The 14,876-nt window shown below is 48.0% G+C and carries 7 protein-coding genes; 6 read left to right on the forward strand and 1 reads right to left on the reverse strand.

Annotation, left to right across the window (positions count from 1 at the left end):
* Positions 1-86: 86 nt before the first annotated feature.
* Entirely contained in the window at positions 87-3,443 is a 3,357-nt protein-coding gene (locus PSE7367_RS16960) for an efflux RND transporter permease subunit (RefSeq protein WP_015166571.1), read from the forward strand.
* A 118-nt stretch (positions 3,444-3,561) separates the two neighbouring features.
* On the opposite strand, the gene PSE7367_RS20710 is transcribed toward PSE7367_RS16960, so the two are convergent.
* Entirely contained in the window at positions 3,562-5,088 is a 1,527-nt protein-coding gene (locus tag PSE7367_RS20710) for a pentapeptide repeat-containing protein (RefSeq protein ID WP_015166572.1), read from the reverse strand.
* Positions 5,089-5,544: 456 nt separating this feature from the next.
* Between PSE7367_RS20710 and PSE7367_RS16975 the strand changes: the two genes are divergently transcribed.
* The 5 genes from PSE7367_RS16975 to PSE7367_RS16995 all read left to right on the forward strand — a co-directional run bounded on the left by PSE7367_RS16975 (position 5,545) and on the right by PSE7367_RS16995 (position 14,539).
* Positions 5,545-6,861: a WecB/TagA/CpsF family glycosyltransferase gene (locus PSE7367_RS16975; protein ID WP_015166573.1), complete on the forward strand. Its 1,317-nt coding sequence runs from the start codon at positions 5,545-5,547 to the stop codon at positions 6,859-6,861.
* A gap of 1,331 nt (positions 6,862-8,192) precedes the next feature.
* A complete protein-coding gene (locus PSE7367_RS23185) occupies positions 8,193-9,233 on the forward strand; it encodes a sugar transferase (protein ID WP_051038171.1) in 1,041 nt (346 codons plus the stop codon).
* Positions 9,234-9,687: 454 nt separating this feature from the next.
* A complete protein-coding gene (locus PSE7367_RS16985) occupies positions 9,688-11,895 on the forward strand; it encodes a GumC family protein (protein WP_015166575.1) in 2,208 nt (735 codons plus the stop codon).
* A gap of 85 nt (positions 11,896-11,980) precedes the next feature.
* On the forward strand, positions 11,981-13,246 hold the full coding sequence (locus PSE7367_RS16990) for a glycosyltransferase family 4 protein (RefSeq protein WP_015166576.1): 1,266 nt from the start codon (positions 11,981-11,983) through the stop codon (positions 13,244-13,246).
* Between the two features lie 96 nt (positions 13,247-13,342).
* Positions 13,343-14,539 (forward strand): glycosyltransferase, encoded by a 1,197-nt coding sequence (locus PSE7367_RS16995; RefSeq protein ID WP_015166577.1) that lies wholly within the window; start codon positions 13,343-13,345, stop codon positions 14,537-14,539.
* Positions 14,540-14,876: the final 337 nt, after the last annotated feature.

The raw sequence follows: 14,876 nt of genomic DNA on the forward strand, positions 1-14,876 counted from the left end.
CCAAGTCCTCGTCAATAAACTGAATCCCAAAATAGAAACGTAATTAACCAAGCATCAATAATACAAACACCATGAGGCTAGGGTGAATGAGAGAGCCGCAATTAGCTCAACCAACCACGAAGAATAGTTCAAGTAGCCGATTCAGCATCAGCACAGTGGCGATCCGTCGTCACATTGGTACTTTAATGCTAGCGATCGCCGTGGTGGTGGTGGGCATCTTCTCGCTCACCCAACTGCAAGTAGACCTGCTGCCATCGATCACCTATCCGAGGATTGGCGCAAGGCTAGATGCACCAGGGATCTCACCCGAAGTTGCCGTTGATGAAATCACCCGACCCCTAGAGCAAGCCCTCGCCGCCACCGAAGGCGTGACCCAAATATTTTCTAGCACCCGCGAAGGCAGAGTCCGGGTCGATCTGTTCTTTGAACCAGGTAGCAACATCGATCAGGCGCTTAATGATGCCACCGCAGCCTTCAATCGCAATCGCTCCCGCCTCCCCGACACGGTGGAAAACGCCCGATTATTTAAATTTGACCCCTCCCAACTGCCGGTCTATGAATTTGCCTTGACCTCGCCAAAGCTCTCACCAGTGGAATTGCGGGTGTTTGCAGACGAAGAACTGGGGCGAGAACTTACGATCGTCAAGGGGGTAGCTTCGGTCGATGTGTCCGGTGGCGTAAGCGAAGAGGTGCGGGTTAATCTGGATATGCAGCGATTGCAAGCTCTGGGGATTAGTTTGTCCGATGTGTTAGCTGCCCTCAGCGATCGCAATCAGGACATTTCTGGCGGTCGGATCGAAGGCACTCAAAATGAACCACTTACCCGCACGATCGGTCAGTTTGAATCAGCCACAGAGATCGCTAATCTCTCCTTTGAGGTTAATTCTGGTAATTCCAGCAATTCTAATCCAGTTACAAACCAGAGTCGGCGGGTCTATCTGCGTGACTTTGCCGAAGTGATTGATGGCACTGAAAAGGAGCGCATCACCGTAAAACTAAATGGTGAAAATGCAGTCAAAGTAAGCATCCAGAAACAACCCGATGCCAACACGATCGAGGTGGTGGATGCAGTTAAACGTAAAATCGAAGAACTAAGACAGGCGAATGTAATCCCCATTGATGCGGTACTTACGTCCACCCTGGATGAGTCCGAGTTTATTCGCGCCTCGATCGGCAATGTCACTAATGCGGGCTTGTTGGGCACAGCCTTGGCAGCGATCGCCGTGTTGCTGTTTCTGGGCTCATTACGACAGACGTTAATTATTTTAATTGCGATTCCCATGTCGGTGTTAACAGCAATGATTTTGATGGGGGCATTTGGCCTCTCATTAAATCTATTTAGTCTGGGTGGTTTGGCCTTGGGCGTGGGGATCGTGGTCGATAACTCGATCGTGATGCTGGAAAATATTGTCGCTGGAGTCAGCGCCCAAAAGTCTAAATTGAATGGCGAAAATGGCGCTGAAATAAATATTGCTAATGGTGCTGATGATTCTAATGGCAATGGCCATGCCCAAAATAACCTCCATCATCACGATCGCAGCGCCGCAGTGATCGCCCAGGCCGAGCAGAGCAGCCAGGAAGTAGAATCTGCGCTGGTGGCCTCAACCAGTACCAACCTGGTGGTGGTGTTGCCGTTTTTGCTAATTGGTGGATTTATTGCGTTGCTGTTCAATGAGTTGATCCTGACGATCAGCTTTGCGGTGGCAGCTTCGATCGTAACCGCGATTACGATTGTGCCTGCGTTTGCTTCCCGATTGCTCACGCTGCCTTTTGCCAGCAACATCGATCGCTTCTGGCTATTGCAGCAGTTCAATCAACGCTTCGAGGCGGCCACGGCAGGTTATGGCAGAACCTTGGCAAAAGTATTACAGCATCGGCTAGTGGTGTTGGCGATCGCCTTTATTGTCCTGGGTGGTAGTAGCTTCTTCCTGGCTGGGCAACTGTCCCAGGAAATTTTGCCACCAGTGAACACTGGCCAAGCAAGAGCATTTATCCAGTTTCCACCGGGTACAACCCTGGCCACCAATCGCCAGGTGACTAAATTAGTAGACGATGTAATTTTGCAGCAGCCCGAAACCGAATTTGCATTTACTACATCGGGCGGTTTTCTGTTTGGTAGTTCTACCTCATTGAATACCCTGCGTAGTTCCAGCACAATTACGCTTACACCGAATACCAATGTGGCTGCTTATATTGAGCAGGTCAATCGCCAGATCGCTAAGCTCAATCTGGTTGATATTCGGGTGCGGCTGAGTCCAGGCCGGGTGCGTGGTTTGATTACATCCAATTCACCCACCTTTGGTTCTGATTTGGATGTAACTTTGCAAGGCAGCAATGAGGAGGCTTTGGAACAGGCAGGTCGTCAGGTTATGGCGGCTTTAGATGAGCAGGTGAATGCTGCTAGATTTCGACCCGACTCCGATCCGCGCCAGCCAGAGGTGCAAATCAAGCCAGATTGGGAGCGCCTAGAGGCTTTGGGGCTAACCACTGAGGACGTGGGTAGAACGATCGAAACGGCGATCTCTGGCACTGTGCCAACCCAACTACAACGGGGCGATCGCCTGGTGGATGTGAGGGTGCAACTGGATCAAAGCCGAATTACTCAGAATTATCAGCTTGAGCAAATCCCCCTTTTTACCAGCAATAATCAACTGGTGCGGGTGGCGGATGTGGCCAAAATTGATAAAGGACAAGCACCGGGTGAAATCCAGCGCATCAATCAGCGTGAGGTGTTTATCATCATTGGCAATCTGAATGAGGGAGCTAGTTTGAGTGAGGCGATCGCCCAAACCAATGCTGCGATTACGCCATTAGACCTGCCCGCTGGCGTAAACATTCTGCCCAGTAGTGTGGGGGAAACAAATCAGCAATTGCAGAATTCGTTGATTATCCTGGGAGCGTTAGCAGCTTTCCTGGTGTTTGTAGTGATGGCGGTGCAATACAATTCCCTGATTGATCCGTTGGTAATCATTCTGACGATCCCACTGGCACTGGCAGGGGGCATCTTGGGTTTGTATCTCACTGAAACTGCGATCGGTGCGACGGTGGTAGTAGGGGCAGTGTTACTAGTAGGGATTGTAGTGAATAATGCGATCGTGCTGGTGGAGTTGGCCAATCAAATTAGAGATCAGCAAAAATGCGATCGGCAAACGGCAATTTTGATCGCTGCACCCAGGCGATTGCGACCGATTTTGATGACTACAATTACTACTGTGTTGGGGTTATTTCCACTGGCGTTGGGGATTGGTGAGGGTGCAGAATTTATTCAACCGCTTGGCGTAGTAGTGTTTTCAGGATTATCGTTGGCAACATTGCTAACCCTGTTTATCATTCCCTGTTTTTATACGTTGCTGCATGATTTGCTGTCTGGCTCTGGCAATCAGCACGATCACCACAAGCAAAAACTAGCCAGGCAACGATCGCTTACCAAAGTAGGAAAGTAGAGTAGGAAAGTAGCACTTGAACAATTTAAACCCACATTCCGCGGTTAAGAAATAAAATAAGTTAATGTAGACTAACATAGCTCTAACATAGCTATGCCTAGAATCCCTTATGTCGTCCTCAGGCGCGATTGCAGAGTTTGTTCTGGAGTAATTGTTTTAGCTCGCCCTCAATCATTTGGCCTGCGGCTGGATACCGTTCCTTGCCATTGCTTTTAAGATAGATATATTCACAGTTAATATCATCAAATTGGGTGGCGCTATTAATCTGCCAATCCTGGACACAAACGCCGTTGAGCTTGGTGGAGGTAAAATTGGTGGCGATCGCCTGAGCCCTGGATAAATCTGCATTTTCCAAATTTGCACCACTCAAGTTGGCTTCGCTCATGTTCGCCCCATACAAGTTGGCTCGACCCAGATTTGCCTCACTTAGGGAAGCACCACTCAAAATAGCACGACTCAAGTTGGCTCTGACAAAATTAGCCCCGGCTAAACTTGCTTCACTTAGATTGGTTTTGATCAAGATCGCGCCCACTATCTCTGCGTCGATCGCATATACCCCGGTCAAATTGGCTCTAGTTAAGTCGGTGCCACATAGATTTGCACTGATCAAATTGGCCTCAATAAAACTGGCTTCGGTCAAATTCGCTCGATTTAAGTCAGCGCGGCTCAAATTGGCTTCGGTTAAGTTGGCACGGAATAAATCGGCCTCAATTAAAACTGCCCTAGTCAGATCGGCGGAAATTAAATTTGTACCCAATAAATTAGCTCGCACCAAATAGGCTCCGGCCAACTTGGACATACTTAGATTTGCGCCATGTAAATCTGCCTTGATCAGATTGGCGCGACTGAGATCGGCTCGGCTCAAGTTCGAACCGCTTAAGCTGGCTTCGCTGAGATTTGCCTCATTTAATTCAGTACGAACAAAATTGGTGCGGCTGAGGTTGGCACGGCTGAGGTTGGCACGGCTCAAATTGGCGCGACTTAAATCCGCCCCATTTAAGTTAGCACCACTCAGATTAGCTCCGCGTAGGTCTGCGCCACTAAAATTGGCATCGCTGAGATCCAAGCCACTGAGATCTAATTTGGCGAGGCTGGCACCCGTTAAATTAGCCCCATTAAAACTAGCCACACTGAGCTTGGCATCCTTTAAATTTGCCTCGACGAGTGTAGCTTTACTCAAATCAACCTGGCTCAGGTTGGCTCCACTCAGATTTGCCACGCTCAAATCTGCACCGCTCAGGTTTGCACCCATTAAATCTGCCTTGGTTAGATTCGATACCCGCAGATCGCAACGGGCTAAGTCTGCTTCCACCAGGATTGCACCACTGAGATTCGCACCAATTAGATTAGCTCGATTCAAGTTGGCCTCAGTTAAGGTGGCTCTGCCCAAATTAATACTGATCAGGTCTGCGCCAACTAATACTGCTTCGGTGAGGTTAGCTCTTTTCAGGTTTGACTCACTCAAATCAGCCCGACTGAGATCGATGCGGCTCAGTTCAGCGTTTAATAGCTCAATTCTGGTCAAAGTAACGCCGATTAAACAAGCCTCGCTCAGATCAGCTTGAATCGAGCCATTTTTCTCAAACCACTGATTCCAGGCTGTTACACCCTTGCCAATTAATTTCAAATGCTGATCGTTTGCCACAATCTTATCCCTGGATAGTATTTAACTGGATCTTAAAGTTATGTGAACTTTGGTGAAATCAGCTTAGCTCAGTTTCTGATGATTAATGTCGTTAGTTTCTCAATATTTTATCAATAAATTTACCTGATGGAATGTCAAGCCATAGGGCTGAATCGATCGGAATGACTTTAGCTAAAACAAACTAAACCAAAGCTGGCTCTTGCTTTGTCATAACTCTAGTTCTGTTTAAGGAGCCTGATCAGAAATGGGATCAGGTTAATAAAAGGTTATGCATGAGACTTGGGGGATTCCACTTTTGTTTACTTTGTCTGCACTATTACTACCCGACTTCTCCACCTTTCAAGACCAAGCTTTTCCACTTTTGTTGTTTAGACTGCTATTAGTCAGAATATAGGGGCAAATAAATGATTTTTCCCTGATGTTCTTGCTTGGGTAGCCCTAGATGATTTGCCAACCATGACTATTACACCAATTAACACAAAAGATGCTGGGTTTATCGATCGCCCTGTCAGTAGTATAGCTACTGTCGCGCCATTGATTGTTAATCCCGATCGGCCTGAAGCTATTCCCACTAAGCGAATTCTGCGTAATCCGGTCACTGCCATGGAGTTTGAGCAGCAAGTTACAACTATTATGCAATGGGCCGAATCACGCCAGAGCAAGGCGGTCTGTGTTGCCAATGTGCATATGCTGATGGAAGCATATTGGCGGCCGGAGTTTGCAGCGGTGTTGCGCAAGGCTGAGTTGGTTACCCCGGATGGAATGCCATTGGTGTGGATGTTGCGGCAACTGGGGATGAAAACGCAGGATCGGGTGGCGGGAATGGATATATTTCATGCCCTCTGTGAGCGATCGCGCCAACAAAACCTGAATATTTTCTTCGTTGGTTCGACTCCTCAAATCCTAGACTCAATGGGAGCCAAGTTAGCTCAGCAATACCCTGGGTTGAATGTAGTAGGGATGGAGTCACTGCCCTTTAGGCCACTAACGGAGCAAGAAGATCAAGAACTAATTGCCAAGATTGAATCGAGTCAGGCTAATTTAGTCATGGTGGCATTGGGTTGCCCTAAGCAAGAATATTGGATTGCCCAGCATAAAGATAAGATCAATGCGGTCATGATTGGTCTGGGTGCGGTCTTTGCAGTCTATGCCGGAGTCCATAAACATGCCCCTAAATGGGTGCAAAAGTCTGGACTAGAGTGGTCATATCGATTGATGCAAGAGCCCCGTCGCCTGTTTGGTCGCTACAGCAGCACGATCCCACCATTTGTCTGGCTGGCGGTGAAACAGTTACTAACTGAGTCAATCGGCGATCGTCGTCGGGATGCATATTTTGAATCTTCGACTGTCAAGCATTCCGCGCCAGTCATGCCTGCGATCGAGGCTTTGGGTGAACAGATCGAGCAGGCAGCAATGATTGGTGAAATTCTGGTTAAGCATAGGATAATCACCAAAACTCACCTGGCTCAGGCATTACAGCAACAACAACAAACCGGCCAGAAGCTGGGTGAAATCCTGATTCAGAATCAATTGGTTTCTGCGCTAGAACTTGAAAAAAGCTTAAAAAATCAATCGATCAAACTTGGGCAATTGCTGGTTCGCAATCAGATTATTTCGCAAGAATTATTAGAGCAAACCTTGCAAAAACAAAAGCGCAGCCATGCCAAATTGGGTGAATGTTTGCTTCAGCAGGGGGTTGTTGCCCCTGAGCAGCTTGAGAATATTCTGCTTGAGCAATGCTGGCGACGCAAAGGAGTCTGGATGGTTGCTTAGCTTGATCCTTTGCAGCTACTTTGATCAATCTCAAATCAATCTGAAATCAATCTCGAATCAATCTCAAATCGGGTTTAATCAACCCCAGCCATCGTTCAAAGCACAATTCTGAAGACCTAAAAAATGAGGGCAACACAGCGATGATTTTGGTCACCTTAGGTTCTAGTCAATATCCATGTAAGTCCTTGCTGAGCTGGTTGGAGCTGCTGATTCGCTATGAGTTGATCGATGAGAAAATCTTGGTTAATACCCCTGGCAACATATTGCCAAACCCCACAATCAAGTCTCAGCATTTACAGGCTATCTCCCTGACGACTCAGAAGCTACAGGAAAAAATTGCACAAGCTAGGGTGGTAATTGGTGATTGTAGTGAATATTGCATCGATCTACTAGAGAACTCCGGTCGCCCATTTGCGCTAGTGCCACTCAACCCAAGCTGTGGTGAAGTGGATGACGATCGACAATTTGAAATAGCTGAAACCCTTGAACAACAAGGATTTACGATCGCCCGATCGCCATTGGAGTTGGTTAAGTTTCTAGCGGCAGCCGATTTTGCCAAATTCCTGGATTTGCTGGGTAAGCCTGAGCCCGATCAAGTTGATCCAAAGGTGGTTAAGTTCTTGCTTGCCTCTGGTTTTAGTAAGTTTCTTTATGCGCGCGGCATGTCGCGGTTGAGTGATCTGGCAGATCTTAAAAATACTGAGCCGCCAGAGCCACCGTCCCGATTGGCTAATTTAGTTAATTATCTAGGCGATCGGGTTGTGGCCAAAAAAGTAATGCTGGTGTGCTCCGCTGGTAATAGCTTTAAAACCATGCAAAGTCTGAATGCAGTTTGGCAAGATTGCGCCAAAACCAGTTGGGTCACCCCCGCCACCTCGATCGCTAAAGTGGTCACTCGCCATCAGGATACCTATTGGGGACACACACCCAATCGCCGCCAACCGATCAACTGGTGCCGCAATACCTGGCTGGCGATCAAGGCTTTACATCAACAAAAGCCCGATTTGGTTTTTTCCACTGGGGGCGGTTTAGCCATTCCTTTTCTGCTTGTGGCCAAGTTTATTTATGGTTGCCAAACGGTATTTCTAGAAGCCAGCACCAGAGCTAAGGTGCTCAGTTTTCCGGCGCGATTGCTCAATCGTCTCAATGCCCTCGATCGCCTGTTTGTCCAAGATCATGCGCTGGCAATGCGCTATCTCGAACAACCAAGCCCAAATATTGACTATGCGGCCAATGGGGCTGAAGTTGCTGAACCCGCTCAATCAGACAGTAAGAATTCCTCATCGCAAACCAGCCCACTTACGGTTTTTTGTTTCCGCGACACCGTATTTATCAGCACACCTACGCACCTGACCTCGGCGGAAGCGGCTCAGTTCCGTAATCACATTGGCGAAATCTGCCAGACCAGCTTTAGCAAAATTGTCGTGGATATGAGCCAAACCGAGTCGATCGATGGTTCTGGAGTTGGTGCCCTGATTGGCGTACTCAAAATTGCCAATGCAACTGGTAGCGAAATGGTGTTATGGAGTGTGAATAAAGCGGTGATGTCGGCTTTGGCGATCGCTAAGCTGGTGCGACTGTTTACGATCCGTGCGGCCACGCAGATATTTAGGATTGAACCAATCACCCAGATTGTGCACCATTGCCCAATCGCCCTCCAGGAGCATCCCCAACCGACGCTCCATCCATCAGTGCTCAGTCCTACCAAACGGGCGATCGATGTGGCCGGAGCCCTGGTGGGATTAGCTATTACCGCAATGATATTTATCCCCGTGAGTATCGCAATCTGGCTGGATGATCCTGGCCCAATTTTGTTTAGTCAGGTGCGCTGTGGTTTGATGGGGCGACCATTTCGGATTTGGAAATTCCGGACAATGGTCACCAATGCGGAGGCGCTCAAAAGTCAGGTCAAAAATCAATATGCCAATGATGCCTTTTTTAAGAGTGACCATGATCCGCGTATTACCAGGATCGGTCGTTTTTTGCGAAAAACCAGCCTGGATGAATTGCCCCAATTCTGGAATGTGTTGAGCGGGGATATGAGCCTGGTAGGAACAAGGCCGCCCACCAAAGATGAGGTGGAAAAGTATAAATTAGAGCTATTAAAATGCGATCTTCCTGCGCCTGTAGGCAAGGTGAATTTGGCCACGATGACATTCCCAGCAACGATCGCTACCGAGTGGAGTCGGCTAGACGTTACCCCTGGTCTGACTGGAGAATGGCAGGTAAATGGGCGATCGAGCGTGCGTAAGTTTGAAGATGTGGTTAAGCTCGATTTGAACTATCAGCAAAAATGGAGCTTGCATTACGACCTATGGCTGATCCTCAAAACTATATTTGTACTCTTTAATAAAAAGAATCAGGCAGTCTAAAACAAAACCCGCAAATACAGGTAAAAATAAATATATTTGAGAGACAAATTAATGATAGACAGTCTATTAATATATAATTAATTTAAATTAATCCTGATTCGCTTCCTCTAGATGATGAAATAGATTATTAGGTTGCTATTGCTCACCCACCAGGAAACTAAATATTGGTCAAATATATTAGGCGATAATCGCTATAACCATTGTGATTCTGTTGTTTTAGCGATTGACGATCGACAGGATTTGACTTAAGCTCTGATTCGTAAATCTGAATTTATGTTCTGCCTAACCCGGCCTCTTTGTTATCGATAATTACGCGCAGCAAAGTTTAGGCTTCCTAACTACCTAAACTCCCAAAATTCAAGCCAGACCTATCACTGATTGATCCTGATTTGGTTAAGTAACTTCCGCAACAATCCCCCCTGGCAATAACTGAAATTAAACGAACGGCAATTAAATGAACGGCAAACCTGATTACCCGATCAAAGTTGAAGAAGGGGGGCTAGATCTAAATCGGAGTTTCCAGGCTCTCAAGCGTCGCGCTGTTTTAATAATTTGTCTTAGCGGCTTTTTTGCGGGTGCAGCGGTTTTTAAAGCTCTGAGTAAGGATACTAGCTATAGGGCTGAGTTTGAAGTTCTGGTGCAATCGGCTACCCCGGAATCTAATATTGTCTCAACGATTACCGACGAGACTAATCCCAACGCATCTGCAGCCGAAGAAATTGACTTTACTACAATCAGAGTGCTGACCAGCCCCAGTGTGATGACACCGATCGTCGAGGAAATCCGCCAAACCTATGCTGGTCTGAGCTATTCTTCGCTCGCAAATCGCCTGAATGTCGATCACATTTCTGGTAGTAAAGATATTTTGCGCGTTTCCTACCGCTCCCGTAATCCAGAAGAAGTTGTTTTTGTGTTAGAAACGATCGCCCAGTCCTATCTTGATTACAGCCTGCAGGTAAACAAGCGGGACGTGGATCAAGGTAGTGCATTCATTGAAGCACAACTGCCAGTGCTGCGACAAAGAACCGAGTTGCTCCAGGAACAGTTGCAGGAATTACGGCAGGAGTTTAACTTCATTGACCCTACTGAAGAAGGACAGCTTCTGAGCGACCAGACTGGGGATTTTCGGAAGCAGCAGCTTGAGGCGGAGCTGGAATTAAATGTGGCGCGATCGCTGCTGGCGGATTTAAATTTTCAACTGGCCAATGCTGCCGCAGATTCGATTGTAATTGCCGATCTAAGTGATAACGATCGTTATGACAAGATCCTCGATGAATTATTAGCGGTCAAACTACAAACGGCTCAGGAGACAGTGCGGTTTGTCCCTGGCAGCCCAAACATAGACACCCTGGACGTGGAGCGTAATAATCTTCAGCCCATTTTGCGCCAGGAAGCGGAACTAGTTCGAGATGAGATCGCCAATAAAATCTTGGCGCTTGAAAGCCGCAATGCCTATCTAGATCAAGCCATAGAAACCTTGAATCAAAAGATCCGCCAACTTTCCCAGGTCGATCGTCAATATACCAACATTACCAATGAACTAGAGATCGCTACCAATAATCTAAATCAGTTTTTGACTGCCCGTGAAGCGCTCAAAATCGATTCGGCACAACGGCAGATCCCCTGGCAAATCCTAACCCCGCCTACCGATCCAGAACCAGTGGGCAAAGGGATAGCTAGAAATTTGGTGGTGGGTTTGATGTTTGGCATGTTGTTGGGGACTGGTATTGCCCTGCTGCTCGATCGCCTCACTGATGTTTTATATACTGCCGAAGAGGTCAAAAGTATTACTGGTTTTCCCTTGTTGGGCATGATTCCAGCCGAAGCAACCCTGGAGCAGCAGCCTAAATCTTTAAACGGTTCACGCCTGGCCAATCAGTTTCATCAGTTGGCCGGTCGGCGATCGGGTGAACTGGATCAAAATCAACATTATGTCTCGTCTTCATTTTTTGAAGCCTTTCGATCGCTCTATGCCAGTTTGTTGCTGCTGAATCCCGACGAACCAATTCAATCGATCGTGATTACTTCTACAGCGATCGGCGATGGGAAATCAATGTTTTCGGCCTATTTGGGGCAGGCTGCCGCGGCTATGGGTCGGCGCGTGGTGATCGTTGATACGGATATGCGTCAGGCGTATTTATATACAGATGGGAATGGCTTCGTAAATAGCAATATGGATTCTGGCATGGCGATCACGCCGAGCAAGCAAAAAGGATTGACTGATATTATTTCTGCCAATCTTAAGGTGGCACCATTATTACAGCGATCGTCCCTCGAAGAGAATTTATACGTCTTGGCAGCGGGCACGGCCAATTCCCCCGATCCCACGCGATTGTTGGCCTCGCAAAAGATGGAAGCACTGATGGCCTATCTGGAATCAAAATTTGATCTGGTGATCTATGATGCACCACCCCTTTCCTTTGCCGATGCCTATCTGTTGGCTCCCCGCACCGAGGGGATTTTGATGGTAACTAGCCTGGGTAAGCAAAAGCGTTCCGGCCTAGAAGAAGCACTCGAAAAACTGCGCATATCTGGTGTGCCAGTGCTGGGGATCGTGGCAAACCGCAGTAGTAAACTAACCGCAGACTCACTTGGGGCTGAGACAGATCATCGGCTGTTGGCTGATCACAACGCTGATCAAAACAGCAATATGGAGTTCTAAACCTGGGATTTTAAGCTGGGTGTTTTGAATTTGACGTTTTAAGCTTAACGTTTTAAATCGGCCAATAGAGGAATTTAGATTTGTAATGAAGGTATTAATTTCCGCATATTCATGTGAGCCCGGTCGGGGTTCAGAGCCTGGAGTAGGTTGGAATGTGGCCGTCGAAGCTGCTAAGCATAACCAGGTTTGGGTCTTAACTCGCCCCGACGAAAGTGGAGACAAGATTGCCGCTGCATTGGCCAAAGAACCGATTCCTAATTTGCAATTTGTCTATTTCAACCTGCCCCTGATTGGCTCATTGTGGCGCTTTGGTTCAACGGGGGCGATGCAGGCACATTATTATCTATGGCAGATCCAGGCCTATTTTGTGGCCAAACGTTTGCATCAGGAAATCAATTTCGATGTGATTCACCATGTCACGTTTGTGAAATACTCTAATCCCAGCTTTCTGGCACTACTAGATCTGCCCTTTGTCTGGGGACCAGTGGGGGGTGGTGAATCAGCCCCATCGACCTTTTGGCAAGACTTTGGCTGGCGATCGCGCCTGTATGAATTGGCCAGAGCCACGGTGCGATCGATCGGTGAACGCGACCCGTTTGTAAAGGTGACCGCGCAACGCAGCGCCGCTGTCCGTGCCACCACCGCCGACACCGCCGATCGGTTACATCGGATGGGCATTAACCAGGTCGATATCTTGCCGGAAGCCGGGCTAGCCAGCAGCGACATCGATCGCCTGGCAGAGTTTACCTTACCTGTTGCTACCCTAGATCAGCCAATCCGGTTTATTAGCATGGGTAGGCTTTTACATTGGAAAGGTTTTTATCTGGCGGTCAGGGCTTTTGCCGCCGCTAATTTGACCAATGCCGAATATTGGTTATTTGGAGAAGGAACTGACCAACCACGCTTGGAAGCGATGGCAACGGAACTAGGTGTGGCCGATCGAATCAAGTTCTGGGGCAGGCAGCCGCGCGATCTTACCCTGGCACATCTGGGTCAATGCCATGTGCTGGTGCATCCCAGTTTGCACGATTCCGGCGGCTGGGTTTGCCTGGAGGCAATGGCAGCGGGGCGACCAGTAATTTGCCTGGATTTGGGTGGCCCTGCGGTTCAGGTCACCCCAGCAACGGGCTGCAAAATTCCTGCCCACAATCCAGAACAGGTGGTTCAGGATATGGCGGCGGCAATGGTTAAGCTGGCTAATGATCCAGAGCTGCGATCGCAAATGGGCGAGGCTGGCAAGGCATTGATTAAAAGCCACCATAGCTGGGAAATCAAGGGCAAGGAACTAGCGCAATTATATGCAGATGTGGCTAAACAATATCAGGCTAAATCTGGCCAAAACGCTAGCTAAATAATTCGGCCAAGCAAATTAAATAGCTGCAAATTCTGTTAAACAATCTGCCCAAATCAACTAAAAAACGATCCCAACTTTGAGCAAACATCAGCCATGCGTATTTTAGCTATTCACAATCGCTACAGAATCAGGGGTGGTGAGGAAGAATGTTTGGCGGCGGAAGTGGATTTACTGCGGCAGTATGGCCATGAGGTTACCCTCTACGAAGACAGCAACGATCGCCTGAACGAATTAAGTACCCTGACCAAGGTAACCAAGGCGATCTGGTCACAGCAAGCCTATCAGGCGGTGCGAGAAATCCTGCGATCGCAAACCTATCAGGTCGTGCATGTGCATAACTTCCTGTCGTTAATTTCGCCTTCGGTCTACTATGCCGCCAGGGATGAAGGAGTACCGGTGGTGCAGACGTTGCATAATTATCGGCTTTTATGCCCCAATGCTTTATTCTTTCGTGATGGCAGAGTATGTGAAGATTGCTTGGGCAAGTTTTTACCACTGCCGGGGGTAATTCATGCCTGCTATCGCCAGGATCGCGCAGTTACGGCCATGGTGAGCACAATGCTGGCCGTACATCGGGCGATCGGCACCTGGCAGCAAATGGTCGATCGCTACATTACCCTGACCGAGTTTACGCGCGCTAAATTCATTGCCGGGGGGCTCCCTGCCGATAAACTCATGGTTAAACCTAATTTTGTTAATCCCGATCCTGGGATTGGTGCTGGCGATGGTGGCTATATGCTCTATGTGGGGCGGTTGTCGGTTGAAAAAGGACTGGATGTATTGCTGTCGGCCTGGGAAAAACTGGGCGATCGCATCCCCTTGAAAATCGTTGGTGATGGCCCCCTGGCGACCGATGTGGTGGCGGTAACTCAAACCAACCCGCAGATTGAATGGTTAGGGCGATTGCCCATGGCTCAGGTCTATGATCTGATGGGGGCAGCGACTGGCTTAATTATCTCTTCAAAATGGTATGAAACCTTTGGCCGGGTGGCAGTGGAAGCCTTTGCCAAAGGAACCCCGGTCATTGCCGCCAATCTGGGGGCGATCGCTGAGATCGTCGATGCTGGTCGCACTGGCTTACATTTTCGGGTTGGTGATTCTGATGATCTGGCGGCCAAAGTGGAGCTATTACTCAGTGATCAGCTCAAATTGCAACAAATGCGCGAGCAGGCCAGAACAGAGTATGTGCAGAAATACACCGCCGATCGTAATTACCAGGAGCTGATCGCAATTTATAACAGCCTGGCCACAGCGCCTAGTGACGTACAATCTGCTTCGCCATCAGCCTAACTCAGTTAAATCATGGTAATTTTGTGCTTCCATAAATTGCCCCTGTAATTATGCTGTATTATAATTACAATTCTTTGGTAAGAGAGCTAATTTCGGTGATCTTTTCCAGGCCATTAATAACCAATAGATATAGATAACTCAAGTTACCGCCTGCTAGTAGGGGATAGCGATCGAGAGCTTAATTAATATGCTCTACCAGCTAATTAATTTTGATATTTGTATAAGTCATCGTAATAAGTCAGCGCATAGGAGTAAAAGCTGCTACTTGGCTGCTAAAAGCTACTACTTGGCCAATTTAAATATGGCGAATCGTGATCCAGTCGCAGCAACTATTAGT

Origin of the sequence: Pseudanabaena sp. PCC 7367 (assembly GCF_000317065.1) — a bacterium.
GTDB classification, from domain to species: Bacteria; Cyanobacteriota; Cyanobacteriia; order Pseudanabaenales; family Pseudanabaenaceae; genus Thalassoporum; species Thalassoporum mexicanum.